The following is a 24531-nucleotide window of genomic DNA, read 5'->3' on the forward strand; positions in this document are numbered from 1 at the left end:
CGCATGAGCACGGCGGAGCCCCCGATCGAGGCCGTGGCCGCCGTGACCGAGCGGCTGGCCGTGTTGCTCGCGGCCGGCGTGAGCCCGCACGCCGCCTGGCGCTATCTGGCGGAGGAGGCGGCCGAGGCCGGTCAGGGCCGGGGCGCCGCGGGCGAGCCGCACCCCGGGCACGTGGGCACCCGCGCGCATCGGGCAACCCGCTTGAGCGCGCGTCTGCGTGCCCGGTTCGGTGCCCGCTCGGCGAGCGAAGCCGAGCGGATGACGGCACTGACCACGACGGTGGTGCGAGCCGCAGCGCGTGCCGGTGCGCAGGGGCGGAGCATTCCGGAGGCGATTCGAGCCGCGGTCGCGGGGAAGGGCGTCAACGGGGCGGCCCGCTCCGCGGGCGACGAACCGGCCACACCGCCCGGCAGGACCGGGCGGGAACTGCGCTCCGAGCGGGCTTGGCTTGCGCTGGCCGCGGCCTGGTTCGTCGCGGGCGAGGCCGGAGCCCCGTTGGCGGCGACCCTGCGCGAGCTGGCGGCGGCATTCCGCGAGCAAGCGCAGCTGGAGCGGGACCTCGCCGTCGCCCTCGCCGGACCGCGCTCGACGGCACGCCTGGTCGGGGCGATGCCCGTGATTGCCGTCCTGTTCGGAGCGCTCCTCGGCTTCGACACCGTGCACACCCTCTTCTTCACCCTGCCGGGGTTGGCCTGCCTCGGGCTCGGCACGCTCCTCGTCTGGGCCGCCGGGCGGTGGAGTGCGTCGCTCGTGCGGCGGGCCTCCCGGGGCAAGGGAGGCCTCGGCCTGACCGTGGAGCTCGCCGCCATCGCGATGACGGGAGGGATGGCGGCCGAGCGGGCGCGGGCGCTCGCCGCGGGCGCGGCGGAGCGGTACCTCCCGGCTGCGGGAGGCGTCGAGCTCGAGGTGGTCGACGCGGTGCTCGCCCTCTCGCGGCGCGCTGGTGTTCCCGCCGGCGAGCTGCTGCGCAGCGAGGCGCGACAGGCGCGGCTGCGGGAGCGGAGCGCCGGGCAGCAGCGTGCCGCCCGGCTCGGCGTGTCCCTGATGATCCCGCTCGGTCTCTGCGTGCTGCCGGCGTTCATGCTGCTCGGGGTGCTTCCGCTGCTGCTCTCGGTCCTCTCCTCCACACTCCGGCTGTTCTGAGGCGTAGTGCACAGATTCGCGCCGGACCGGCACAGCCGGCCGCGGGCGCGCAGGCTGGAGGGACTCGGGCCCAGAGGAGCACCACGATTCGTCGGGTGCGAAAGGAGACACTCATGACTGACACGCTTGCCGGGGCTTCCGGCCGCCACGCCGCCCCGTTCCGGGACGACGCGCCCACGGCGCCGACCGGGGGCCTCGTGCTCGCCCGAGCCGCGCGGCACCGGGCGCCGGCATCGCTCGAGCCGGAGCCGCTCTCCCCACGCCGGCGGCTGCTGCGCCGTGTGGCGGGCGAGCGCGGCGCGGCGACCGCGGAGTACGCCGTGGCCACCATGGCCGCGGTGGGGTTCGCCGGTCTCCTCATCGTGATCCTGCGCGGGGACGAGGTGCGCGGCATCCTTACCGAGCTCGTGCGCAATGCGCTCACCGTGGGGTAGAGCGCCCGGCCGACGCGCAACGGGGAGCCGGGGCAGCGTCACCGCCGAGTTCGCGGTCGTCATGCCGGCGCTTTTCCTGGTGCTCGCGCTGTGTCTGGGCGCGGTGAGCCTGCTGGGTCAGCAACTGCGCCTCAGTGATGCGGCGGCGGATGCCGCCAGGGCGGCCGGCCGTGGAGACGACGGGGCCCGCGTGCTGGCTCTCGTGGCGCGCGCGGTTCCGGGTGCGAGCCTCGGGCTGGAGCGGCGGGGCGAGTTCGTCTGCGCCGAGCTCAGCAGCGATGCGTCCTTCGGGCCTGCCGGCTTCGGCCTGCGCCTGACGGCGTCCTCCTGTGCGCTGGCCGGTGGCTTGTGACCGCCGGGTGCGGTGAACGCGGCGCCGCCGCGGTGCTCGCCGTGGGCATGGTCGGGGCGGTGCTCGCGCTGAGCACGGCGCTGATCCCGGTCGCCGGGGCGTTCCTGGCCAGCCAGCGCGCGGCGAACGCGGCAGATGCCGCGGCGCTCGCCGCGGCCGACGTCGCGTCGGGAGCGTTCCCCGGGGAGCCCTGCGCGGCCGCGGCGGCCGCGGCAACCGCGAACGGGGGCGTGCTGTCGGCGTGTGAGCTGCGCGGCGCGGTCGCGCGCGTCGAGGTCAGCCTGGGCTGGTGGGTGTTCGCGCTGAGCGCTGCCGCGCGGGCGGGGCCGCCGGGAACACCGTGAACACAACGAGCGCCGTGAACACAGCGAGCGCCGTGAACACAGCGAGCGCCGTGAACACACTGAGCGCCGTGAACGGCTCAGTCGATCAGATCAATCGAAGAGCGTCTCGCGGTAGCGGTACTCGACGGCCGTCGGCAGCTCACTGGAATCACCGGCGAACTCGAGCCCGGCGGTGCGGGCGTAGGAGAATCGTTTGCCGCCCGACTCGGCGGGGATGGCGATCAGCGGTTGCGGGTCTCCCGAGTCGAGGAAGGCAGTGCTGATGGTCTTGCCCTCGAGCGGCCCGTCAATGAGTTTCGCGGTGTAGCTGCGTGCCGAAGTAGTTTCCATGCTCGCCATTGTGCTCCCTTTATATGCAACCGCAAGGGGTGAGGGCGCGCCGGGCGGAGGGGTTGACGGGGCCCACATGAGCATGTCTCAATTAGGCACGCACTCGACGTGTATGTGTATGGTGTGCCTTGGCAGGCCTACAGGTCGCCGATCACACGATGCAGGATGCGCTGGGGGCGCGATCGATCCGCTCGTACTCAATAGAAACAAGAGGAACCTGGTGCCGGGCACGAAAAAACTGGTCATCGTGGAGTCTCCGAACAAGATGAAGTCGATTGCCCAGTACCTGGGCGACGGCTACGAGGTCTTGGCGTCGGTGGGCCACATTCGCGATCTGATCGAGCCCAAGAACCTCCCGGCCGAGTTGAAGAAGGGCTCGCTGGGCAAGTTCTCCGTCGACGTCGAGAACGGCTTCGAGCCGTACTACGTCGTGTCCGACGCCAAGAAGAAGACCGTCGCCGAGCTCAAGCGGGCGATGAAGGATGCCGACGAGCTCCTGCTCGCCACTGATGAGGACCGCGAGGGCGAGGCCATCGCGTGGCACCTGCTCCAGGTGCTCCAGCCCAAGGTTCCCGTCAAGCGCATGGTCTTCCACGAGATCACCAAGGACGCCATCCTGGCGGCCAAGGACAACACCCGCGAGCTCGACACCGCACTTGTCGACGCGCAGGAGACCCGCCGCATCCTCGACCGCCTGTACGGCTACGAGATCTCGCCAGTGCTCTGGCGCAAGGTCGGCCCCGGCCTCTCCGCCGGCCGCGTGCAGTCCGCCGCCACCCGCCTGGTCGTGGACCGCGAGCGCGAACGCCTCGCCTTCACCGCCGCCGGCTACTGGGACCTGAGCGCCATCCTCAGCACCGCCGTCGACGGGGCAGCGGATTCCGGCACGAACTTCTCCGCCCGGCTCGCCCGCCTGAACGGCGAGCGCATCGCCAGCGGCCGCGACTTCGACGACAACGGCCAGCTGAAGAGCACGGCATCCGTGCTTGATGAGGCCGCCGCGACGGCGCTGCGCGAGGCGCTGCTGCAGCCCGGCGTCGACCTGACCGTCACCAAGGTCGAGTCGAAACCGTACTCGCGCAAGCCGGCCGCGCCGTTCACCACCTCGACACTGCAGCAGGAGGCCGCGCGCAAGCTGCGCTTCTCGGCCAAGCAGACCATGAGCGTTGCCCAGTCTCTCTACGAGAACGGGTACATCACCTATATGCGCACCGACTCGCCCTCGCTCTCGCAGCAGGCGATCAACGCCGCGCGCACCCAGGCCACCGCCCTCTACGGCGCGGACACCATCCCCGACAAGCCGCGCGTCTACACCGGCAAGAGCAAGAACGCGCAGGAGGCACACGAGGCCATCCGCCCGTCGGGCGACACCTTCCGCACCCCGGCGTCGCTGGCCAGCTCGCTGCGCGGCAACGACTTCAAGCTCTACGACCTCATCTGGAAGCGCACCGTCGCCTCGCAGATGGCCGACGCCAAGGGCCAGACCGCGTCCGTCACGATCGTGGCCGGCCCGACTGGCGAGTCCGAGAACCCGCGTGCCTCGAAGGCGCTCGCCGAGTTCACGGCATCCGGAACTGTCATCACCTTCCGCGGCTTCCTGAACGCGTACGAGGAGAGCCGCGACGAGGAGCGCAACGCCCCGAGCGAGCCGAGCGAGTCCAAGCTGCCGCAGCTCAGCGAGGGCCAGCAGCTCAGCTTCGCCGAACTCGACGCCAACGGCCACGAGACCACGCCGCCGCCGCGCTTCACCGAGGCCAGCCTCGTCAAGCGCCTCGAAGAGCTCGGCATCGGCCGCCCGTCCACGTTCGCGTCGATCATCTCCACGATCGTCGACCGCGGCTACGTCACCCCGCGCGGGCAGTCCCTCATCCCGAACTGGATCGCCTTCTCGGTGGTCCGGCTGTTGGAGGAGTACTTCGGCGATCTCGTCGAGTACGACTTCACCGCCGAGATGGAGGGCGACCTCGACCACATCGCGGCCGGCGAGGCCGACCGTGTCGACTGGCTGAACAGCTTCTACTTCGGCTCCGACAAGCACAAGGGCCTGCGCCAGGTCATCGACAACCTCGGCGAGATCGACGCGCGCAGCATCAACTCGATGCCGATCACCGACGACATCACGCTGCGCATCGGCAAGTACGGCCCCTACCTCGAGGTGATCGAGGAGGGCGCAGACCCGGATGCCACGCCGCGACGCGTCAACCTGCCCCTGAACCTCGCCCCCGACGAGCTGACCCCGGCCAAGGCGCGCGAGATCGTCGACGCCCCCGTCGTCACCGACCGCGTCATCGGCATCAACCCCGAGAACGGCAAGGAGATCGTCGCGAAGGACGGCCGCTTCGGCCCCTACGTGACCGAGCTCGACCCGGCCCCCGAGGTCGTCGCCGACGCCGCCACCGGCGAGGTCATCGAGGCGGCCGCGACGGATGCCGCGGCGTCCGGCACCGCCACGAAGCCCGCGGCCAAGAAGAAGCCGGCCGCGAAGAAGGCCGCGGCGGTCAAGCCGCGCACCGCCTCGCTGTTCAAGTCGATGGACCTGGCCACGATCGACCTCGACACCGCGCTGAAGCTGCTCTCGCTGCCGCGCGTCGTCGGCGTCGACCCGGAGACGGGCGCCGAGATCCTCGCCCAGAACGGGAAGTTCGGCCCGTACCTCAAGAAGGGCGTCGACACCCGCTCGCTCACCAGCGAGGACCAGATCTTCGACATCGACCTGCCCGGTGCGCTCGAGCTCTACGCCCAGCCGAAGTACGGCGGCCGTGCCGCCTCCAGCGCGCTGCGCGAGTTCGAGGCCGACCCGGTCAGCGGCAAGCCGATCAAGGTGAAGGACGGCCGCTTCGGCGCCTACGTCACCGACGGCACGACGAACGCGACCATCCCGAAGAGCGAGACGGTCGACGACCTCACCTTCGAGCGCGCCGTCGAGCTGCTGCAGATCAAGCGCGACAAGGGGCCGGCGCCCAAGAAGACGGCGGCCAAGAAGGCCCCCGCCAAGAAGCCGGCCGCCAAGAAGCCCGCAGCGAAGAAGCCGGCCGCCAAGAAGGCCACGGCTGCCGTCTCCGCCGCGCGCTCCGAGGCCGCGAAGAAGGCAGCCGCAACGCGTGCCGCGAACAAGGCAGCCGCCGCGGCCGCCGGAGCGGCAGAGTGACCGGCCTCCCCACCGAGCTGAACGACGCGGCATCCGGCGTGTTCATCACGCTCGAGGGTGGCGACGGCTCCGGCAAGTCGACCCAGGCCGCGCTGCTGGCCGGCTGGCTCGGCGAGCAGGGCCGCACGGTCATGCGCACCCGCGAGCCCGGCGGCACCGAGGTGGGCGTCGAGATCCGCGAGATCGTGCTGCACCACCGCGGCCACATCGCCCCGCGGGCCGAGGCTCTTCTCTACGCCGCCGACCGCGCGCACCACATCGAGACGGCCGTGCGCCCCGCGCTCGCCCGCGGCGAGGTCGTCATCCAGGACCGCTACATCGACTCCTCCGTCGCCTACCAGGGTGCCGGGCGGGTGCTCGGCGGCGAGGAGGTGCGCCAGCTCTCCCTCTGGGCGACAGAGGGGCTGCTGCCCGACCTCACCGTGCTGCTCGACCTCGACGAGACGGTGGCCCGTGGCCGGCTGGATGCCGCCGAGAAGCGCTTCGACCGGCTCGAGGCCGAGAAGGGCGCTTTCCACGCCCGCGTGCGCGCGGCCTTCCTCGCGCTGGCCGCGGCCGAGCCGGAGCGCTTCCTCGTCGTGGACGCCGCGCTGCCCGTCGACGAGATCGCCGCGCTGATCCGCGCCCGCGTCGCCGCGCTGCTCGGCTAGCCACAAACGCACGCCGCCGCCCCCTCGCGGGCCGGGGCGAAAACACAGGATGAGAGCGGCGCCGCCCCCGAGACGGGGTGCGGCACCGCTCTCATCCTGTTTTTCGGCGCCCCATTCTCCGTCGGCTCGAGAGAGCGTGCGACCGAGGCCGGTGGGCGGCACGGCTTCTCGGCCGCCACCGGTAACCTTGAGGGGTGACGGTGTGGAGTGAACTGACGGGGCAGGCGGAGGCGATCGCGCTGTTCCGCGCCGCGGCGAGCTTCCAGCCGGGGGCAGCGGGCGACGCCGCCCGCGCCGACGCCGCGCAGGAGGCGAGCGCGTCGGGTGCCGCGGCATCCGGCCCGGCGAACCAGATGACGCACTCCTGGCTGATCACCGGCCCGGCCGGCTCGGGCCGCTCCAACCTGGCCTTCGCCTTCGCGACCGCGCTGCTCAGCGGCAACCCCGACGGCGACGAGGCGACGGCCGCGCAGGTCACCGCGCGCAGCCACCCCGACCTGCAGGTGCTCACCACCGAGGGCGTCATCATCAAGATCGCTGACGTGCGCGAGACGGTGCGCCGCTCGCACTACTCGCCGTCGGTCGGTCGCTACCGCGTCATCATCGTCGAGGACGCCGACCGCATGGCCGAGCACGCCTCCAACGTGCTGCTGAAAGAACTCGAGGAGCCGCCGGAGCGCACCGTCTGGATCCTCTGCGCGCCGAGCGAGGCCGACCTGCTGCCGACGATCCGCTCCCGCGTGCGCAGCGTGCGCTTGCGCGTGCCGACGGTCGCGGATGTCGCCGAGTTGCTCGTCAAGCGCAACGACATCAGTCCCGAGCTGGCCGAGCGCGCCGCCCGCGAGGCGCAGAGCCACATCGGCATGGCGCAGCGCCTGGCCACCAGTGCCGAGGCGCGCGACCGCCGCCAGGAGACCCTGACCACCGCCCTCGAGGTGCGCTCGGTCAGCAACGCGGTGCTCGCCGCCGCCCGGTTGCTGGCCATCGCCGGAGCTGACGCCGAGGCCATCACCGAGCAGCGCGACGCCCAGGAGCGCGAGCACACGCTGCGCTCGCTCGGCATCGCGCCCGGCCAGGCCATCCCGCCCGGCCTGCGCGGCCAGATCAAGGCGATGGAGGACGACCAGAAGCGGCGCGCCAAGCGCAGCCTGCGCGACGGCATCGACCGCATCCTGGTCGACCTCTCCTCCTTGTTCCGAGACGTGATCATGCTGCAGCTCGGCCGCACGGATGCCGTCATCAACCGCGAGCTCGAGGGCACGATCGCCGCGGCCGCGACACGCAGCACTCCCGCAGAAACGCTCGCTACGCTCGACGCGATCACCACCGCGCGGCACCGGATCGAGGCGAACGTCGCCCCGCTCCTGGCGCTCGAGGCGATGCTCGTGTCGTTCCGCCGCGGCTAGCAGCGAGCTCGACACCCAGCGCAGCCGACCCCTGAAGCAGCCGACAGAAAGCGAAGACAGTTGACGACTGCCACCGGCCCCACACCCACCACCACGCCGCGCCGCCGCGCGCGACGCCTCGGGGCGGCACTGGCCGGCGTCCTCGCCGTCACCCTCGCGCTCACCGGCTGCGTCACCGCCTTCCTGCCCGAGCCGCCGCCCGCCACCTCCACGCCGACCGGCGAGGACGTCGACGCCTCGCTGGCGCCGTTCTACGGCCAGACGGTGCAGTGGAGCAACTGCGGCGGCGGGATGCAGTGCGCCGACGTCAACGCCCCGCTGGACTGGGCGGAGCCGGCATCCGGAAGCATCAAGCTGGCCATCGTGCGCCAGAACGCGAGCGGTGACAAGATCGGCTCCCTGTTCGTCAACCCGGGCGGCCCCGGAGCCTCCGGCTTCGACTTCGTGAAGGACTCGGTCAACTACGCCACGGACCAGCGCCTGCAGGAGCGCTTCGACGTGGTCGGCTTCGACCCGCGCGGCGTCGGCCGCTCCACTGCGGTCACCTGTTACGACGCCGCCGGCATGGACGCCTACCTCTACGACGTGAGCACGACCAAGCGCGGCACCGACGCCTGGATCGCCGAGATGACCACCTCCGCCCGCGACTTCGGCGAGGCCTGCGCCGACGAGACCGGGCCGCTGCTCGAACACGTCGACACCGAGAGCGCCGCCCGCGACCTCGACCTGCTGCGCGCCGTGCTCGGCGACAGCGAGCTGTACTACCTGGGCTACTCCTACGGCACCTTCCTCGGCGCCGTCTACGCGGAGCTGTTCCCAGGCAAGGTCGGCCGACTGGTTCTCGACGGCGCGCTCGACCCCGCCGCGAGCAACTTCGAGGTGACCAAGGTGCAGGCCGTCGGCTTCGAGAACGCGCTGCGCGCCTACCTCAAGGACTGCCTGTCGGCCACCTCCTGCCCGTTCGAGGGCACCGTCGACCAGGGCATGGCCACGATCGGCGCGCTGCTGCAGTCCGTCGACGCCAGCCCGATCCGGGCCGAGGACGGCCGCGAGCTCGGCTCCAACGCCCTCCTCACTGCCATCATCTACCCGCTCTACGACGCCAACGCGTGGGGCATGCTCAGCGACATGCTCGAGAGCGTCATGCACGGCGACGCCCAGTTGGCGTTCCAGTTCGCCGACGGCTACAACGGCCGCAACCCCGACGGCAGTTACTCGGACAACTCCACCGAGGCGTTCATGGCCATCAACTGCATGGACTACAGCTACAACGCCGACCCCGCCTCGATGCGCGAGCAGGCCGCCGAGATCGCCGCGGCGGCGCCGGTCATCGGCGCCTACATGTCCTACGGCGACATCGGCTGCGCCAACTGGCCGTACGCCTTCCAGGGCGAGCGCGGCCCGATCAACGCCGAGGGCGCCCCGCCGATCCTGGTGATCGGCACGACGAACGACCCCGCCACCCCGTACGTCTGGGCCGAGGCCCTGGCCGACCAGCTCGACAGCGGCGTGCTCGTCACCTATCAGGGCGAGGGCCACACCGCCTACAACAAGTCGAACTCCTGCATCGCCAACACCGTCGACGACTACCTCATCGCCGGCACGGTGCCCGCGGCCGACCCGCGCTGCTAGCGGTATCCGCTCGCGCCTAGCGGCATCCGCTCGCGGCTAGCGCTGCCTGCGCGCGCGCACGACGAACACGATCACGAGCGCGACAGCCACGAGGGCAGCCAGCTGAATCAGGGCTGAGAGCGCGTCGACGGGCGCCAGCGCGCCCGGGTTGGTGTCGGCGCACTCGGCCGCGGGCGCCGCGCAGGAGAGCCGCACGATGAGCTCCTCCCAGCGGCCAGTCGCGTCCATGCATCCAGTCAAGCAGGGCGGCTGCCTGGACACCGGTTCCGTGCCCCAATCGTGACCGGGCGGCCGGCGCTGCTGTACTGTGTGCCGATGGGCACCGACGGGGAGCCTCAGCCTGCAGAGCCGACCGCGATCACGATCGCAGTCGTCATCCCGTCGCGCAACGACGCCCAACTTCTCGCCGTCTGCCTGGCCCACCTCGCCGCCCAGACCCGGCCGGCCGATGAAATCATCGTCGTCGACAACGCCAGCAGTGACGACACGGCGGCGGTCTGCGCGGCGGCGGGAGTGCGGCGCATCTACTGGGCCGCGCCGGGCGTCGGCGGCGCCTCGGCGGTCGGCTTCGACGCGGCGCGCGCCGGCATCCTGGCCCGTCTGGACGCGGACTCGCGGCCCGGCCCGGACTGGCTCGCCCGGGTGGAGGCGGGGCTCGGCGAGGCCGGCGACTTCGCGCTCGTCACCGGTCCGGGCGACTTCTACGGCGGAACGGCGCTCGTGCGCTGGGCGGGACGGGTGCTCTACCTGGGCGGCTACTTCCACGTGGTCGGGCCGATGCTCGGGCACCCGCCGGTGTTCGGCTCGAACTACGCGATGACCGCCGCGGTGTGGGAGCGGATCGGCCCTGCGGTCGCGCGGGACGAGCCCCGCATCCACGACGACCTCGACGTCTCCTACCTGGTGCGGCCGGACATGTCGGTGCGCGTGGACCCCGCCATGCGGATGCCGGTCTCTGCCCGCCCGTTCGAGTCGTGGGGGGCTCTCGGGCTGCGGCTCGGCAAGGCGTGGACCACGCTCGCGCACGAGTTCCGCCGGGAGCGCCCGTGGAACCGGCGGCGGGAGCGCAAACAGTGGGAGCGCAGCCACCGGCCGTAGCGGGGCGGGCGGATGCTCAGACGGGCAGGCGAGTGGGTGCGGGCAAGCCGCCCGGGCCGCCTAGCGCTCGGCCGCGGCGAACAGGCGCAGCAGGTCGCGGCAGAGCTGGTGCGGCGAGGTCTCGCAGGGGCTGTGCCCGGCCGGGTAGACGGCGAGCTCGGCGTCGAGGGAGCGCGCGAACTCGGCGTGCAGCTCCGTCGGCCAGAGGTCGTGCTCGCCGACGGCCACGAGCTTCGGCAACGGCGCCTCGCGCAGGATCGGGCCGAGGTCGGGGGTGCGCTTCATCAGCGACACGATGTCGCTCACCGACTGCCGCCGGGTGAGGGCGAAGCGCGCCCGGACGAAGCGCAGTCTGCCGGGCGGCACGGGCACCAGGTTGCGCCGGATGCCCCAGATCATGAGTGCCGCCCCGATGTTGCCGGTGGCCAGGCCGGTGACCGGCCCGATCCGGCTGACGCCGCGGAAGCTCTGCCCGGCCAGGGGCGGGCAGCTGAGCAAGGTCAGGCTGGCGAAGCGGGCGGGCTCCCGAGCGTAGGCGAGTCCGGCGACGATGCCGGCGAAGGAATAGCCGACGACGTGCGCGGCCCGGCCCACATCCGCGAGCAGGGCGAGCAGGTCGTCGACGAACAGCTCGTAGTCGTAGTGCTCGCGCGGCGGGGAGAGGTGCTCTGGACCGGCCGCGGCCGACTCGTACTGCCCGGCGAGGTCGAAGCTCAGCGCGTGATAGCCGGCCGCGGCCAGCACCGGCAGCATCAGCTGGAAGTCCTCCTTCGAGCCGGTGGCGCCCGGCACCAGGAGCACGGGTGGGGCGTCCGGGTCGCCGCAGGAGATCAGGGCCAGCGAACCGCTCGGGGCCGCGAACGTGCTCGCGCGCACCCCGTCCGGCAGCCGCGCCCAGTCGATGTCGGGCAGCTGGGCGTCGGCCGCGGCCGCGGGATCCGTCGCCTGCTCGCCCATCGCCCACCTCCGCATCGCAGGGCGGCGAGCCCGGAACGCTCTGGCTATGCCGCCACCGTCGTTATGAAGGAGCTTAGGCGGCGGTACACCTCCTGCGACTCCGGGTAGCGATAATTCTGCTGCCAGGTGTGCTCCGTGTTCGGGCTGTCCCAGCCATAGACCAGCGAGTCCACGGGCACCCCGTGCTCTTTCAGCCGGGCAATCAGGTTCATGTTGGAGGCGTAGAAGAAGTCGCGCTCCGAGGTGGTGATGAACACGGGCGGGCAGCGGGAGTCCAGCCACTCGATGGGCGACATGTAGTGGGCGGCCTCGCGCAAGCGGTGCCGCTCGGGCGCCGTGCGGCCATCGCCGTGCGGCAGCAGCATCCGGATGAAGTTCAGGCTCATCACGAAGCCCTTGTCGAAGAACACCGAGAAGTCGACGATGCTGCAGTGCTGCACCAGGCCCCGCAGCTGGGGGAGGCGGAGCGCCGGGTCGAGGGAGTAGTGCTCGGCCAGCTCGGGCTGGAAGGTGGCCGCGGTCATCAGGGCCGCGATCTGTCCGCCGGCCGAATCCCCGCCCAGCACGCAGCGCTGCCCGTCGCCGTTGAAGTCGCCGATGGTGGAGTTCACCCAGGCCAGCGCTGCGTTGGCATCCTCCAGCACATGGCCGAGGTGGAAGTGCGGCGCCATCCGGTAGTTGACGTTCACCACGACCACCCCGTCGGCCGCCTGGGTGGCGCAGTACTTCGTGAGCGACGCCTTGTCTCCCGACGTCCAGCCGCCGCCGTGGAAGTACACGTAGACGGGCAGCGGGCTCACCGGGCCGCCGGTGTTCGCCGGCGCCATGACGTCGAGCCGGTGCGAGCGGATGCCGTCGCCGACGAAGTCGATGTCGAACCAGTAGCTGACGCCGCTGACCGGTTCGACGTTGAATCGGCGCCGCTCGCCCGGGCTGACGGCGCGCATCAGCAGCCGCCACGCCCAGACGGGCACGCGTCGCAGCGCTCCCCGGGCGCGACGCCCCGCGGCCGCGCTGGCCGAGGGCTCGGCCTGTCCCTGCACCTTCACGCCCACACGGTACGCCGGGGCGCTGGGAGCGCGCTCACCGCTAGCTGGGCATGGCCGAGTGCCTAGTCGGCGGGCACCGGGTGGCCGTAGTCGAAGGAGTCGTCCGCGTCCTCCGTGCTGCCGATGAGCTGGTAGGTGAATCCCGCATGCGTCAGCTCTTCATGGGGAGTGTCGCCGGGAAGGTAGTGCACGCGGATGTCATACCCCACGGCCCCGAGCTCGTCGCCGTAGAGGATCGCGGTGTAGCCGTCGTCGCTGGTCATGGCCAGAGTCTACGAGCCGGCGCCCGATCCCGGCAGGGGCCAGCGGCGGCGGGCGCGAAAAAGGCCAGCCGGGAAAACCCGGCTGGCCTTTTTATATCTGGGCCGCCTGTGGGAATCGAACCCACGACCTTCTCATTACGAGTGAGACGCTCTGCCGACTGAGCTAAGGCGGCGTGGCAACCGCACGATTTCTCGTGTGAATGGCACAGCAATAAAGCTTAGCTGACGTTTTGGGTGTTCGTGTACACGCCCCGGGTCGGCGACGGCTCTGCGCCAGTCGCGGCCCTCGTCGAGATCGTCGTCGGGACTATGCTGGGCGCGTGAACACAACGACGACATCACTGCGCTGGGGAATACTCGCTACCGGTGGCATCGCGCACGCGGTGACCTCCGACTTGGTTGCGAACGGGATTACGGTGCAGGCCGTCGGTTCGCGGCGTGCAGAGAGCGCGGCGCAGTTCGCCGCCGAGTTCGGCATCCCGAACGTGCACGCCAGCTACGAGGATCTCGTCGCCGACCCGGACGTCGACGTCATCTACATCGCGACGCCGCACCCGTTCCACGCCGAGCACGCCACCATGGCGCTGAACGCCGGCAAGCACGTGCTCGTCGAGAAGCCGTTCGCCCTGAACGCCGAGGAGGCCCGAGAGGTCGTGGCCCTGGCCGAGGCGCAGGGCCTCGTCGTGCTCGAGGCCATGTGGACGCGCTTCCTGCCGCACATGCAGCGGATCCGCGAGATCCTCGACGCAGGCACGATCGGGGAGGTGCGCACGCTCATCGCCGACCACACCCAGAAGCTCTCCGACGACCCCGCCCACCGTCTGAACGCCCTCGAGCTCGGCGGCGGCGCGCTGCTGGACCTCGGCATCTACCCGATCTCCTTCGCCTCCTCCCTGTTCGGCCAGCCGGAGAGCATCCAGGCCACCGCCAGCTTCCGGTCGACCGGCGCCGACGCGCAGGTCGCCACCACCTTCCGCTACGCCTCCGGGGCGATCGCCACCACGCTCTCCGCGAGCGACGTGCAGGGCCCAAACCGCGCCAGCGTCATCGGCACCAAGGGCCGCATCGATATCGACGGGGTCTGGTACACCCAGACCGGCTTCCAAGTGCTGGATGCCGCAGGCGCCGTGATCGAGGAGTACACAACCGAGCAGAATGGCGGCGGCAAGCACTACCAGGCCGTCGCGCTCGAGGAGCTCGTGGCCCGCGGCGAGCTGAACGACCCGCGCCTGCCGCTGTCGGAGATCGTGCAGATCATGGAGACCCTCGACGCCGTGCGTGCCGAGATCGGCCTCGTCTACCCGGGCGAGTAGGCGGGGGCGCGGCCGCCCGCTGGCGGGGAGCGAGCGCGCCCACGGGGCGCTCAGGCTGGCGGCCTAAAATAGCGGGATGCCAGATTCCGACCTGCCCCGCCCTGCACCGACTCCCGCCCAGGGCAGCGGTGCCACGCGCGAGCACGGCGGCTTCCTCGGCACCCTGCGCAAGCACCCGCGCGCCACACTGATCACGGCCGGCGCGCTGGCGCTCGTGCTGTTCGGCGGCATCGCCGTCGCGGCCGGCAGCGCGTTCGGCGCCCCGGCGACGGCATCCGTCGCACTGGCGACCCCGAGCAACACCCCGACGCCCACCCCCACGCAAACGGCCCGGCCGGCGCCGGCCGCGGCACCGGCCGCGAGCATCGTGCGCCTGTGCTCGGTGGCCGATCTCGCCAGCGACCCCCGGCTCGGCAGCTTTCAGGCACAGGTGCGCAACGCCGCCACCGGCGAGGTGCTCTACGACCGCGGTGGCGACACCGCCTCCCGCGCAGCCAGCGTCATGAAGGTGCTCACCTCGGCCGCGGCGCTCGACGTCCTCGGCCCCGACTACCGGGCGACGACCACCGTCGTCGCGGGTGCTGAGCCCGGCTCCGTCGTGCTCGTCGGCGGCGGCGACATCACGCTCAGCCGCACCCCGAGCGGTGATGAGTCCGCCTACGCCGGCGCCGCGCACCTCGACGAGCTCGCCGCGCAGGTGCGCGCCGCCTGGGACGCCAACCCGGCCAACCCGCCGTTGACGAAGCTGGTGCTGGACTCCTCGCTGTTCGGCGGCGCCGAGTGGCAGCCCAGCTGGGACAGCAAGGAACTCTGGGACGGCTACATGCCGCCGATCACCGCGCTGCAGGTCGACGGCGACCGCGACAACGCCTACAGCAACACCTCCAGCCGCAGCGAGGACCCGATCGGGCGCGCCGGCGAGGCCTTCGCCGATGAGCTCGGCGGCGTCAGCGTCGAGCGCGGCACCGCCCCGGCCGGCGCAGCCGTGCTCGGCTCCGTGCAGTCGCAGCCGGTCTCGACGTTGATCCAGCAGACGCTGATCGTCTCGGACAACGCGATCGCCGAGATGCTCGCCCGCCTGGTTGCCGTGGAATCCGGCGCAGGCAACAGCTTCGAGGCGATCCAGGCCGGAACGCTCGCCGGCCTCGCCGGCTACGGCATCGACACCACCGGCATCGTGGCCGTCGACGGCTCCGGGCTGAGCGACGACAACGCCATCCCGCCGAGCTACCTCACCCAGCTGTTCATGAAGATCAACGCCCGCGAGGGCAACCTCGGCGTGATCTTCGACGGCCTGCCCGTCGCCGGGCAGAGCGGCTCGCTCTCCTACAGCGACCGGTTCGGCGGGGACAGCGCGATCGCCGACGGTTCCGTGTTCGCCAAGACCGGCTGGATCGACACCGGGTACACGCTCGCCGGCGTCATCCACGCCGCCGACGGCACCCCGCTCACCTTCGCCATCTACGCGCTGGACGACGTCGACGACAGCGCCAAGACGGCGATCGACGCGCTCACCGCCGGCTTCTACAGCTGCGGAAATACCCTCTCCAACCTGTAGTCCCGGCCGATTCACCCGTTCGACGGGGATAATGGGGGCATGACTCGGGCGCTTTTCATCGTTGACGTGCAGAACGACTTCACCGAGGGCGGTGCGCTCGGAGTGGTCGGAGGCGCGGACGTCGCAGCAGGCATCAGTGCCCTGCTCGCCGCACACGCGGGCGATTACGGCGCGATCTTCGCCTCGCGGGACTGGCATGACGAGGGCAACGACAACGGCGGGCACTTCGCCACGGATGCCGCCCCGGACTTCGTCGACAGCTGGCCGGTGCACTGCGTCGCCGGCACGGCCGGGGCCGAATACCACCCGGCGTTCGACACGGCCGCCGTCACGTTCCACATCCGCAAGGGCCAGGGGAAGCCCGCCTACTCGATCTTCGAGGGCACCGGCGAGAACGGCGAGACCGTCAGCGAGTTGCTCACCGAGCGCGGCGTGACCGAGATCGACATCGTCGGCATCGCCACCGACTACTGCGTGCGCGCCAGCGCCTTGGACGCACTCGAGCACGGCCAGCACGTGCGCGTGCTGCAGGACCTCGTCGCCGGCGTGGCTGCCGCGAGCTCCGTGGCCGCCTTGGCCGAACTGGGCCATGCCGGGGCCGAGATCATCGACTCCGCCCCGTAGCCGCTGGCGTGTTTCCCCACGTTGGCTCGAGGGAGCGCCAGCGACCGAAGCCAACACCGCCGTGCAGATCCCGCCGGCCGAGTAGGCCCGCCAGGGCCGTGTCGAGAATCGGTTTCTCGCGGGGCGCTGTGTCTCGTGCGGGGTCTCGATACGCTCGTTCCTCGCTACTCGACCAGCGGGGGTTTCGCGAGGCTCACGGGGCGGGGGTTTCGGCGGGCTCAAGGGGCGGGCGGATGCCGGCTGCCGCAGCGCCCCGAACGACGTCAGGCCCGGCCGAGAACGGCCGGGCCTGACGCGGGTGCAGCGGTTTAGAGCGTGTTGCCGAGCTTGAAGCCCTTCTCGTTGTCGCCCTCGCGGGTGTACGAGAAGCCGTCGGCGCCGACGGTCACCTCCATCTCGGAGGAGTCGGTGCGCGCGACCAGCGGCTGCGGCTGACCGTCGAGGTCGAGCACGAGCGAGGCGTCCGTGTACCAGCTGGGCACAACGGGGTTGCCCCACCAGTCGCGGCGCTGGTTGTCGTGCACGTCCCAGGTGACGACGGGGTTGTCCGGGTCGCCCGTGTAGTAGTCCTGCGTGTAGATCTCGACGCGGTGGCCGTCGGGGTCGCGCAGGTACAGGTAGAACGCGTTCGAGACGCCGTGGCGGCCCGGGCCGCGCTCGATCGAGTCGGACTTGCGCAGGGCGCCGAGCTTGTCGCAGATCGCGATGATGTTGTGCTTCTCGTGCGTGGCGAATGCGACGTGGTGCATGCGCGGGCCGTCGCCGCCGGTCATGGCGGTGTCGTGCACGGTGGGCTTGCGGCGCATCCAGGCGGCGTAGGTGGTGCCCTCCTCGTCCTGGATGTCCTCGGTCACGCGGAAGCCGAGGTCCTCCATGTAGGCGACGGCGCGGGGCACGTCCGGGGTGACCTGGTTGAAGTGGTCCAGGCGCACCAGGCAGCCGGGGGTCTGCAGGTGGTAGGCCCAGGCGAGGCGCTCGACGTGCTCGACGTCGTAGAAGAACTCGTACGGGAAGCCGAGCGGGTCCTCGACGCGCACCGAGTCGCCGATGCCCTTGTTGTAGCCGTTCGGGTTGCGCTCGACGCGGCATCCGAGCTCGGTGTAGAAGGCGACGGCGGCGTCGAGTTCCTGCGGGCTCCGCACCCGGTAGCTGAATGCGGCGACGGCGGCGACGTCGCCCTTGCGCAGCACGAGGTTGTGGTGGATGAACTCCTCGAAGCTGCGCAGGTAGACGACCTCGTCGTCCTCCTCGGTGACGACGAGTCCGAGCACGTCGACGTAGAACTCGCGCGAGGCGGCCAGGTCGGTGACGATGAGCTCCATGTAGGCACAGCGCAGGATGTCGGGTGCGGGCGACGTGGGGGTCGCGATGCGGTTGGCCGGCGCGGCGATCGGGCTGCCGGTGGTGACGATTGGTTCAGTCATGGTGGTGCGTTCTCTTCCTTGAGTGGGGACTCGGGCCGAAATTGTGAAAGGGGTTACTTCGCGGTGCCGAAGCGGGGGGAGTGCGCCTCGTTGAGCGTGATGTGCACGGCCTGCTGGTCGGTGTAGAAGTCGATCGAGCGGTAGCCGCCCTCGTGGCCGAGGCCGGAGGCCTTGACCCCGCCGAACGGGGTGCGGAGGTCCCGCACGTTGTTCGAGTTGAGCCAGACCATGCCGGCTTCGACCGACTGCGAGAAGTTGTGGGCGCGCTTGAGGTTGTTCGTCCAGATGTAGGCGGCCAGGCCGTAGCGGGTGTTGTTGGCCAGCTCGAGGGCTTCCTCATCGGTGTCGAACGGGGTGATCGCCACGACCGGGCCGAAGATCTCCTCCTGGAAGATGCGGGCATCCGGTGCGACGTCGGCGAACACGGTCGGGGAGACGTAGTTGCCCGTCTCCAGGCCCTCCGGGCGGCCGCCGCCGGCGACGAGGCGGGCCTCGGTCTTGCCGATCTCGACGTAGCTCATCACCTTGTCGTAGTGCTCGGGGTGCACAAGCGCGCCGACCTCGGTCTTCGGGTCGTGCGGGTCACCGACGACGATGTTCTTCGCGCGCTCGGCGTAGCGGGCGACGAAGTCGTCGTAAATCGGGCGCTCGACCAGGATGCGGCTGCCGGCGGTGCAACGCTCGCCGTTCAGCGAGAACACGCCGAACACCGTCGCGTCGAGGGCGGCCTCGATGTCGGCATCCGCGAACACGACGGCGGGGGACTTGCCGCCGAGCTCCATCGAGAGGCCCTTGAGGAACGGGGCTGCGTTGCCGAAGATGATCTGGCCGGTGCGGCTCTCGCCGGTGAAAGAGATGAGCGGCACGTCGGGGTGCTTGACGAGCGCGTCGCCCGCCTCCTCGCCGAGGCCGTTGACCAGGTTGAAGACGCCGTCGGGCACGCCGGCCTCGCGGAAGATCTCGGCCCAGAGCGAGGCGGAGAGCGGGGTGAACTCGGCCGGCTTGAGCACGACGGTGTTGCCGGTGGCCAGCGCGGGGGCGAGCTTCCACGATTCCAGCATGAAGGGGGTGTTCCACGGGGTGATCAGGCCGGCGACGCCGATCGGCTTGCGGTTGACGTAGTTCACCTGGCGGCCGGGCACCTTGTAGGTGTCGTCGCGCTGGGCCACGATCAGGTCGGCGAAGAAGCGGAAGTTCTCGGCGGCGCGGTTGGCCTGGCCGAGCGCCTGCGTGATCGGCAGGCCGGTGTCGAAGGTCTCCAGCTCGGCGAGGCGCTGGTCGCGGGCCTCGATGAGGTCGGCGATCTTGTGCAGCACGCGGGAGCGCTGGCGCGGGAGCATGCGCGGCCACGGGCCGGTCTTGAACGCCCGCTGGGCTGCGGCGACGGCGAGCTCGATGTCGGCCTTCTGGCCGGCCGCGGCCTGCACGTAGCTCTCGTTCGACACGGGGTCGAGCACGTCGAAGGTCTCGCCGCCGATCGAGTCGACGAACTGGCCGTCGATGAAGTGCTGGATCTTGCTGGGCAGGTTCTCGGGGATGTAGTGACTCATGGTTCTCATAACTCCATTGCTGAGGCCGTGGTCTGGCCACGGTGCGGGCTGGGCTGGCGATGCTGTCTGGGGTGCCCCGCTGGCGGGGGCGGATGCCGCGGCTAGGCGCTGGTCGCGTCGAGCTCCCCGACCGGGGCCGCCCGTTTGTGCTCGGCCTGGTAGGCGAGCATGGCGTCGAGGGTGCGGGTGCGGTGCGCGCGTGCAGCCAACTCGATCTCGAGCGCCGGGGCGTCCGCCTCGAGAAGGCGCAGCAGCTCCTCGTGCTCCTCGACCGAGGCGCGGGCGCGGCCGGGGACGAAGCTGAAGCTGGAGTCGCGCAGCACGTTCATCCGGTTCCAGCCGCGGTGCACCAGGTCGAGGATGTGCGGGTTGGGGCACTCCTCGAACAGGACGGAGTGGAACTCGAGGTTGAGCGCGGTGAAGCTGTGCGGGTCGAAGTCGCCGAGGCAGTCGATCATGCGCTCGTTGATGGCCCTGGCGCGCGCGATGTGGTCGGCGGAGATGTGCGGCGCCGACATCGCGGTGGCCGCGCCCTCGACGATGCTGAGCGTCTGCATGGTGTGCAGGTACTCGGTCTCCTTGATCATCGCCACCTGCGCGCCGATGTTGCGCTCGAAGGTGACGAGGCCCTCGGCCTCGAGCAGGCGGATGGCCTCGCGCACCGGCACGACGCTGACGTCGAGCTCCTTGGCGATCTGGCCGAGCACCAGCCGGAATCCGGGGACGTAGCGGCCGTCGTTGATGCGCTCGCGGATGTAGCGGTAGGAGCGCTGCGCCTTGCTCAGCGTGGGGTCGGGGGCGTTCACTGCTGGGCCAGCCATTCGCTGTAGCGGGCCTTCCAGGCCGCATTCATCGGGAACAGGCCGTCCACCGATTCTCCGGCCGCGACCTGCTCGGCCACGTAGGCGTCCTGGCGCTCCTGCTCGGCGGCCTCGGCCACGACCTCGGCCAGCAGCTGCGGCGGGATCACGATCACGCCGTCGCCGTCCCCGACGATGATGTCGCCGGGCTGCACGGCCGCGCCGCCGCAGGCGATGGTCACGTCCACCTCCCAGGGCACGTGCTTGCGGCCGAGCACGCTGGGGTGGGCGCCCTGCGAGAACACGGGGATGTCGAACTGGGCGACGGCGTCGAAGTCGCGCACGCCGCCGTCGGTGACGATGCCGGCGGCGCCGCGCACCTGGGCGCGGAGCGCGAGCACATCGCCGACGGTTCCGGTGCCGCGCTGGCCGCGGGCCTCGACCACGAGCACCTCGCCCGGGTTGACCGTGTCGAACGCCACCTTCTGGGCGTTGAAGCCGCCGGCGTGGCTGGCGAAGAGGTCGGGCCGGAACGGGATGAAGCGCAGCGTCTTGGCGGTGCCGATCATGCGGGCGCCGGGGTGGTTGGAGAAGACGCCGTCGATGAAGATGTCGTGGTAGCCGCGCTTCCGCAGGGCGACAGAGAGCGTGGCGACCGCGACGCCCGCGATCTGCTGCTTGATCTCCTCGGTGAGCACGGATGCCGGCTGCGCGGCCTGCGCGCCCTCGAGCGCACTGGCCCGGCCGGCGGCCACCGCGGCGGCGTGCTCGTCCTCGCTGCCCCAGGCCTCGATGCGTTGCAGGTCGTCGACGGCCGGCTTGCTGCCGAAGTCGCCGAACGGCTCGGTGCCGGCGGTGATCGTCGTGACGAGGCGGCCGCTGCTCGGGGCGCCTGCGGCATCCGGGGCGTCGACCTCGACCTCGACGACGTCGCCGGGCAGCACGACGGAGGAGCCGGCCGGGGTTCCGGTGAGGATCACGTCGCCGGGCTCGAGGGTGAGCATCTGCGAGAGGTCGGCGACGAGCTGGCCGAACGGGAAGAGCAGGTCTGCGGTGGTGTCGTTCTGCACCAGCTCGCCGTTGACCCAGGTGCGCACCCGCAGGGCGGCCGGGTCGAGCCCGGCGGCGGGGATGACGCGCGGGCCGAGCGGGGTGAAGCCGTCGCCGCCCTTGGAGCGGAGGTTCGAGCCCTTGTCTGCGGTGCGCAGGTCGTAGATGCCGAAGTCGTTGGCGGCGGTGACGCCGGAGATGGCTGCCCAGCCCTCTGCGGGGGAGGCCCGGCGGGTCGGCCGGCCGATGATGAGGGCGATCTCGCCCTCGAAGGCGAGCAGCTCGGCGCCGGCCGGGCGCTCGAGGGTGTCGCCGGTGGCGGCGACGGAGCTCGACGGCTTGAGGAAGTAGGAGGGCTTGGCCGGTGTGCGGCCGCGCTGGGCTGCACGAGACGGGTAGTTCAGGTGCACCGCGATGATCTTGCCCGGGGCGCCGGGTTCTGCGGTGCGGGCGGGGGTGGCGTCGGCCGCCTGGGTGCTGAGATCTGCGTTCATGGACATCCTCGTCTTCATTTGCTATTCCAAATGATATACGATCTGACGGCGATTACAAGCCCGGCCTCGGCCGGGCGCTCGCGCCTCCTCGCCTGCCACCTTGTTTGCGTAAACACGATCTGCGCGTACACTGCGTTGATAACGCAAACATCCACGAGGGAGTACGCCACGATGAGCAGCTCAGCCGGCTTCGGCGTCTCGGTGCGGATCTCGGTGCGCGTCCCGTGAGCGGGGGCGTCCTCCTCGCCGTGCTCGGCGCAGCCGTGCTGCACGGCAGCTGGAATGCGATCGCCAAGGCGATCCCGGCCCGCCTCGTCTCGTCGGCCCTGATCGGCCTGGTCTACCTCGTCGTCGGGGCGGTCGGCTGTGTGCTGCTGCCGTTCCCGCCCGCGGCCGCCTGGCCGTACATCCTCGTCTCGGCGGCCGTTCAGACGCTCTACCTCGTGCTGCTGACGGCGGCGTATGCGAAGTCGGAGTTCGGCAAGACCTACCCGCTGACCCGCGGAATCGCCGTGCTCGGCGTGACGCTGATCTCCACGACGCTGCTCGGCGAACAGATGACGGCGGCGCAGGTCGGCGGTGTCGCGGTGGTGGCCGTGTCCCTGTTCGCGTTGTCGTGGTCGCCGAGGGGGCGCAACGGCACCGCGGGAACCCTGATGGCCGTCGCCGTCGGAGTCACGATCACCGCCTACTCGGTGATCGACGGTATGGGGGTGCGGATCGCGGGAGACCCGCTCGGCTATGCGGCGTGGTTGTTCCTGCTGCAGGGGGTGACGCTCCCGCTGGTCTGCTTCCTGCTCGCGCGCGATCGCTCCGAGATGCTCCGCGGCATGCGCCGGCACGCGCCGATGGGCGCCGTCGGCGGAGTGCTCTCCCTCGTCGCGTACACGATCGTGGTCTGGGCTCAGTCGATGGCGCCGCTCGCGGTCGTCTCCGCCCTGCGCGAAACCGGTGTGCTCGCCGCGGGCGTGATCGGCTACGTCGTGTTTCGTGAGCGATTCAGCACGTGGCGCTTGGCCGCGACCGTGATCGCGGTGACGGGAATCGTCGCCATCCGGCTGGGCGGCTGAGCGCCGTGCGGGCGCTCAGCCGCGCGGCGCTCAACGCGCGCGGGTGTTGAACGCGTAGACCTCTTCTTGATACGGCGCCACGATGCTGCTGGAGACCCGGCAGTCCAGCACGAACGTGCCCGTGCCGTCATCCGCGAGCCACTGCTCGAACTCGGCGAGGTCGCCGAGCGAGCGGATGACGCTGCCGCGCGCTCCGAGTGCGCGCCCGAGAGCGGCGAAGTCGGCCTGCTCGATGCGCATGGCCTCCTGGCTGAGGCCGAGCCGGCCGTAGAGGTGCACCTCGGCGCCATAGACGGCGTCGTTCCAGACGACGATGATGGCGCGGTCTGCCGTGCGGATCACGGAGTCGAGGTCGGCGAGGGCCATCAGGCCGCCGCCGTCGCCGGTCGTGACGACGAGGGTGGAGTCCGGCAGCGCGCGGGCGGCGCCGACCGCGCTCGGGAAGCCGAGGCCGATGGTCTGGAACGCGGTGCCGACCATCAGCATTCGGTTCGGGCTGGCGACCGGCCAGTACATGTTCGCCCAGCCGATGAAGTGGCCGCCGTCGGAGACGACGACGCGGTCCTCCGGCAGCAGAGCGGCCAGGCGGGTGGCCACCTGGCGCGGGTCGAGCAGCCCGTCTGGCAGCGCGGCCTGGCCGGCCGGGCGGGCGCGCAGGCTGCCGTCGGCGAGCCCGGCGACCGACTCGCGCCACCCGGACGGCTCGGCGCCCAGCCACGCGATGCGCGTCGCGATGGCCTCGACGCTCAGCTTCGCGTCGCCCCGCACGAACTGGGTGACGATGGGGTGGTCGCGCTCCTCGTCGTCGATGCGGATGACGGTGGTGCCCGGCGTGATCAGGGCGCCGAACTGCATCGTGAACTGGTTGAGCCCGGCGCCGACGACGAGCACGACGTCGGCGGTGCCGACGAGGCGCATCGCCTCCTCCTGGCCGAAGCCGCCGGTGACGCCGAGGTCGTACTCGGCGCGGGCGAAGAGGCCGCGGCCGAGGGCGGTGCTCGCGGTCACGGCGCCGGTCAGATCGGCGAGGCGGCTGAGGTCCTCGCCGGCGCCGGCGAGCCAGGCACCGCGGCCGGCCAAGATGAACGGGCGCTGCGCGGCAGCCAGGGCCGCGGCGGCGGCGTTCGTGTCGAGCGTGTCGGCGCGCAGCGGCGCCGGCAGGACGACGGGGCGGAGCGTCGCCGTGTCGGTGGCCGGCTTCGAGGCGAGGTCGTAGGGGATGGCGAGCACGACGGGCGTGCGGCCGGCGATGGCGCGCTCGAGGGCGCGGGTGGTCTGCTCGGCGGCATCCGCCGCGGTGGCGACGATCGTCTCCGCGCCGAGTGCGGCGGCGAGGCCGGCCTGGTCGATGTCCCAGGGGCGGGGGCCCGTGCCGGGGGCGTCGCCGACGACGAGCACGAGCGGGATGCGGGCCTGCGCGGCCTCGGCCAGCGAGGTGGCCGCGTTGGTGAAGCCGGCGCCGTAGGTCGTGGTGGCAATGGCGATACGGCCGCTGGCGCGATAGTGGGCGTCGGCGGCGGCCACGCTGGCCGTCTCGTGCCGCACGGCGGTGAAGCGCAGCCCGGCGCGGCCGAGCGCGTCGATGAAGTAGGCGTTGCCGTTGCCCATCACGCCGAACACCTCGGTGGCGTGCGGGGCGAGGGCCTGGGCGATGCGCGCAGAAACGGTGGGGGCGGGCGTGGGCGCGGCGGCCGGGCTCGAAGAGGAGAGGGCGTCGGCGGTCGACAGAGCGGTCATGATGTTCCTTGAGTCATATTGCGGGTTTTCGAAGTCCGTATATGTCTCACGAGGAATGCACCGTGTTGCGCATCTTCGCTCAGTGTCCCTTTTGAGAACACGACG

23 protein-coding genes and 1 tRNA gene are annotated in these 24531 nt (G+C 71.2%); 13 read left to right on the forward strand and 11 right to left on the reverse strand.

The genetic code is table 11. The features are described 5' to 3' along the window. The first annotated feature begins 3 nt into the window (after positions 1 to 3). The 4 genes from GY24_RS06170 to GY24_RS06185 all read left to right on the forward strand — a co-directional run bounded on the left by GY24_RS06170 (position 4) and on the right by GY24_RS06185 (position 2273). On the forward strand, positions 4 to 1143 hold the full coding sequence (locus tag GY24_RS06170; protein ID WP_104474849.1) for a type II secretion system F family protein: 1140 nt from the start codon (positions 4 to 6) through the stop codon (positions 1141 to 1143). Positions 1144 to 1256: 113 nt separating this feature from the next. Then, positions 1257 to 1577, forward strand: coding sequence for a DUF4244 domain-containing protein (locus GY24_RS18150; protein WP_104474850.1), 321 nt, complete (start codon positions 1257 to 1259; stop codon positions 1575 to 1577). Beyond that, positions 1558 to 1929 (forward strand): TadE family type IV pilus minor pilin, encoded by a 372-nt coding sequence (locus tag GY24_RS06180; protein WP_104474851.1) that lies wholly within the window; start codon positions 1558 to 1560, stop codon positions 1927 to 1929. The genes GY24_RS18150 and GY24_RS06180 overlap by 20 nt, the downstream gene beginning before the upstream one ends. Continuing rightward, entirely contained in the window at positions 1926 to 2273 is a 348-nt protein-coding gene (locus GY24_RS06185; protein WP_233279224.1) for an Rv3654c family TadE-like protein, read from the forward strand. Before GY24_RS06180 ends, GY24_RS06185 begins: the two co-directional genes overlap by 4 nt. A gap of 90 nt (positions 2274 to 2363) precedes the next feature. Here the strand turns inward: GY24_RS06185 and GY24_RS06190 are convergent, their stop codons facing one another. Continuing rightward, positions 2364 to 2603, reverse strand: coding sequence for a hypothetical protein (locus GY24_RS06190; protein WP_104474852.1), 240 nt, complete (start codon positions 2601 to 2603; stop codon positions 2364 to 2366). A gap of 220 nt (positions 2604 to 2823) precedes the next feature. Here GY24_RS06190 and topA point away from each other — a divergent pair, with 220 nt between their 5' ends. From topA to GY24_RS06210, 4 genes are all read left to right on the forward strand, one after another. Then, positions 2824 to 5751 (forward strand): type I DNA topoisomerase, encoded by a 2928-nt coding sequence (gene topA, locus GY24_RS06195; protein WP_104474853.1) that lies wholly within the window; start codon positions 2824 to 2826, stop codon positions 5749 to 5751. Beyond that, complete coding sequence (gene tmk / locus GY24_RS06200) at positions 5748 to 6401, forward strand: dTMP kinase (protein WP_233279225.1); 654 nt, start codon at positions 5748 to 5750, stop codon at positions 6399 to 6401. The genes topA and tmk overlap by 4 nt, the downstream gene beginning before the upstream one ends. 194 nt (positions 6402 to 6595) lie before the next feature. Further along, the gene (locus GY24_RS06205) at positions 6596 to 7807 is read left to right on the forward strand and encodes a DNA polymerase III subunit delta' (protein WP_104474854.1); all 1212 of its coding nucleotides are present in this window, start codon (positions 6596 to 6598) and stop codon (positions 7805 to 7807) included. 60 nt (positions 7808 to 7867) lie between these two features. Then, positions 7868 to 9439, forward strand: coding sequence for an alpha/beta hydrolase (locus GY24_RS06210; RefSeq protein ID WP_104474855.1), 1572 nt, complete (start codon positions 7868 to 7870; stop codon positions 9437 to 9439). Positions 9440 to 9475: 36 nt separating this feature from the next. Here the strand turns inward: GY24_RS06210 and GY24_RS06215 are convergent, their stop codons facing one another. Then, positions 9476 to 9667: a hypothetical protein gene (locus tag GY24_RS06215; RefSeq protein ID WP_104474856.1), complete on the reverse strand. Its 192-nt coding sequence runs from the start codon at positions 9665 to 9667 to the stop codon at positions 9476 to 9478. A gap of 87 nt (positions 9668 to 9754) precedes the next feature. Here GY24_RS06215 and GY24_RS06220 point away from each other — a divergent pair, with 87 nt between their 5' ends. Continuing rightward, positions 9755 to 10537 (forward strand): glycosyltransferase family 2 protein, encoded by a 783-nt coding sequence (locus tag GY24_RS06220; RefSeq protein WP_104474877.1) that lies wholly within the window; start codon positions 9755 to 9757, stop codon positions 10535 to 10537. A gap of 60 nt (positions 10538 to 10597) precedes the next feature. Here the strand turns inward: GY24_RS06220 and GY24_RS06225 are convergent, their stop codons facing one another. The 4 genes from GY24_RS06225 to GY24_RS06240 form a co-directional block, all read right to left on the reverse strand. Continuing rightward, positions 10598 to 11494, reverse strand: coding sequence for an alpha/beta fold hydrolase (locus GY24_RS06225; protein ID WP_233279226.1), 897 nt, complete (start codon positions 11492 to 11494; stop codon positions 10598 to 10600). A gap of 44 nt (positions 11495 to 11538) precedes the next feature. Then, positions 11539 to 12543, reverse strand: a complete 1005-nt coding sequence (locus GY24_RS06230) for an alpha/beta hydrolase (protein ID WP_233279227.1) — start codon at positions 12541 to 12543, stop codon at positions 11539 to 11541. A gap of 62 nt (positions 12544 to 12605) precedes the next feature. Then, positions 12606 to 12806 (reverse strand): hypothetical protein, encoded by a 201-nt coding sequence (locus tag GY24_RS06235; RefSeq protein WP_104474858.1) that lies wholly within the window; start codon positions 12804 to 12806, stop codon positions 12606 to 12608. A gap of 100 nt (positions 12807 to 12906) precedes the next feature. Next, a tRNA-Thr gene (locus GY24_RS06240) sits at positions 12907 to 12979 on the reverse strand. A gap of 147 nt (positions 12980 to 13126) precedes the next feature. On the opposite strand from GY24_RS06240, the gene GY24_RS06245 reads away from it, so the two are divergent. The 3 genes from GY24_RS06245 to GY24_RS06255 all read left to right on the forward strand — a co-directional run bounded on the left by GY24_RS06245 (position 13127) and on the right by GY24_RS06255 (position 16301). Next, positions 13127 to 14119, forward strand: a complete 993-nt coding sequence (locus tag GY24_RS06245; protein WP_104474859.1) for a Gfo/Idh/MocA family protein — start codon at positions 13127 to 13129, stop codon at positions 14117 to 14119. A 76-nt stretch (positions 14120 to 14195) separates the two neighbouring features. Then, positions 14196 to 15677 carry a D-alanyl-D-alanine carboxypeptidase/D-alanyl-D-alanine-endopeptidase gene (locus GY24_RS06250; protein ID WP_104474860.1) on the forward strand — a complete coding sequence of 494 codons (1482 nt, stop codon included), beginning with the start codon at positions 14196 to 14198 and terminating at the stop codon, positions 15675 to 15677. Positions 15678 to 15716: 39 nt separating this feature from the next. Continuing rightward, the gene (locus tag GY24_RS06255) at positions 15717 to 16301 is read left to right on the forward strand and encodes an isochorismatase family protein (RefSeq protein WP_104474861.1); all 585 of its coding nucleotides are present in this window, start codon (positions 15717 to 15719) and stop codon (positions 16299 to 16301) included. 308 nt (positions 16302 to 16609) lie between these two features. On the opposite strand, the gene hpaD is transcribed toward GY24_RS06255, so the two are convergent. From hpaD to GY24_RS06275, 4 genes are all read right to left on the reverse strand, one after another. Next, complete coding sequence (gene hpaD / locus GY24_RS06260) at positions 16610 to 17725, reverse strand: 3,4-dihydroxyphenylacetate 2,3-dioxygenase (RefSeq protein WP_104474862.1); 1116 nt, start codon at positions 17723 to 17725, stop codon at positions 16610 to 16612. Between the two features lie 53 nt (positions 17726 to 17778). Further along, complete coding sequence (hpaE, locus tag GY24_RS06265; RefSeq protein WP_104474863.1) at positions 17779 to 19275, reverse strand: 5-carboxymethyl-2-hydroxymuconate semialdehyde dehydrogenase; 1497 nt, start codon at positions 19273 to 19275, stop codon at positions 17779 to 17781. Between the two features lie 101 nt (positions 19276 to 19376). Beyond that, positions 19377 to 20096, reverse strand: a complete 720-nt coding sequence (locus tag GY24_RS06270; RefSeq protein ID WP_104474864.1) for a GntR family transcriptional regulator — start codon at positions 20094 to 20096, stop codon at positions 19377 to 19379. Beyond that, a complete protein-coding gene (locus GY24_RS06275; protein ID WP_104474879.1) occupies positions 20078 to 21619 on the reverse strand; it encodes a fumarylacetoacetate hydrolase family protein in 1542 nt (513 codons plus the stop codon). The genes GY24_RS06270 and GY24_RS06275 overlap by 19 nt, the downstream gene beginning before the upstream one ends. 224 nt (positions 21620 to 21843) lie before the next feature. On the opposite strand from GY24_RS06275, the gene GY24_RS06285 reads away from it, so the two are divergent. Next, on the forward strand, positions 21844 to 22689 hold the full coding sequence (locus tag GY24_RS06285) for a DMT family transporter (protein WP_104474866.1): 846 nt from the start codon (positions 21844 to 21846) through the stop codon (positions 22687 to 22689). A gap of 30 nt (positions 22690 to 22719) precedes the next feature. Here GY24_RS06285 and GY24_RS06290 read toward each other — a convergent pair whose 3' ends face one another. Continuing rightward, positions 22720 to 24426 (reverse strand): thiamine pyrophosphate-binding protein, encoded by a 1707-nt coding sequence (locus GY24_RS06290; RefSeq protein WP_104474867.1) that lies wholly within the window; start codon positions 24424 to 24426, stop codon positions 22720 to 22722. Positions 24427 to 24531: the final 105 nt, after the last annotated feature.

The organism is Microterricola pindariensis (assembly GCF_002936985.1).
In the GTDB taxonomy this organism is placed as follows: domain Bacteria; phylum Actinomycetota; class Actinomycetes; order Actinomycetales; family Microbacteriaceae; genus Microterricola; species Microterricola pindariensis.

Bases quoted from the DNA above. Each gene is read 5' to 3' on its own strand.
- GY24_RS06190 (WP_104474852.1), bottom strand. From the start codon at position 2,603: ATGGAAACTACTTCGGCACGCAGCTACACCGCGAAACTCATTGACGGG.
- hpaD (WP_104474862.1), bottom strand. From the start codon at position 17,725: ATGACTGAACCAATCGTCACCACCGGCAGCCCGATCGCCGCGCCGGCC.
- GY24_RS18150 (WP_104474850.1), top strand. From the start codon at position 1,257: ATGACTGACACGCTTGCCGGGGCTTCCGGCCGCCACGCCGCCCCGTTC.
- GY24_RS06235 (WP_104474858.1), bottom strand. From the start codon at position 12,806: ATGACCAGCGACGACGGCTACACCGCGATCCTCTACGGCGACGAGCTC.
- GY24_RS06180 (WP_104474851.1), top strand. From the start codon at position 1,558: ATGCGCTCACCGTGGGGTAGAGCGCCCGGCCGACGCGCAACGGGGAGC.
- hpaE (WP_104474863.1), bottom strand. From the start codon at position 19,275: ATGAGTCACTACATCCCCGAGAACCTGCCCAGCAAGATCCAGCACTTC.
- GY24_RS06220 (WP_104474877.1), top strand. From the start codon at position 9,755: ATGGGCACCGACGGGGAGCCTCAGCCTGCAGAGCCGACCGCGATCACG.
- GY24_RS06255 (WP_104474861.1), top strand. From the start codon at position 15,717: ATGACTCGGGCGCTTTTCATCGTTGACGTGCAGAACGACTTCACCGAG.
- GY24_RS06270 (WP_104474864.1), bottom strand. From the start codon at position 20,096: ATGGCTGGCCCAGCAGTGAACGCCCCCGACCCCACGCTGAGCAAGGCG.
- GY24_RS06250 (WP_104474860.1), top strand. From the start codon at position 14,196: ATGCCAGATTCCGACCTGCCCCGCCCTGCACCGACTCCCGCCCAGGGC.
- GY24_RS06215 (WP_104474856.1), bottom strand. From the start codon at position 9,667: ATGGACGCGACTGGCCGCTGGGAGGAGCTCATCGTGCGGCTCTCCTGC.
- GY24_RS06290 (WP_104474867.1), bottom strand. From the start codon at position 24,426: ATGACCGCTCTGTCGACCGCCGACGCCCTCTCCTCTTCGAGCCCGGCC.
- GY24_RS06170 (WP_104474849.1), top strand. From the start codon at position 4: ATGAGCACGGCGGAGCCCCCGATCGAGGCCGTGGCCGCCGTGACCGAG.
- GY24_RS06225 (WP_233279226.1), bottom strand. From the start codon at position 11,494: ATGGGCGAGCAGGCGACGGATCCCGCGGCCGCGGCCGACGCCCAGCTG.
- GY24_RS06275 (WP_104474879.1), bottom strand. From the start codon at position 21,619: ATGAACGCAGATCTCAGCACCCAGGCGGCCGACGCCACCCCCGCCCGC.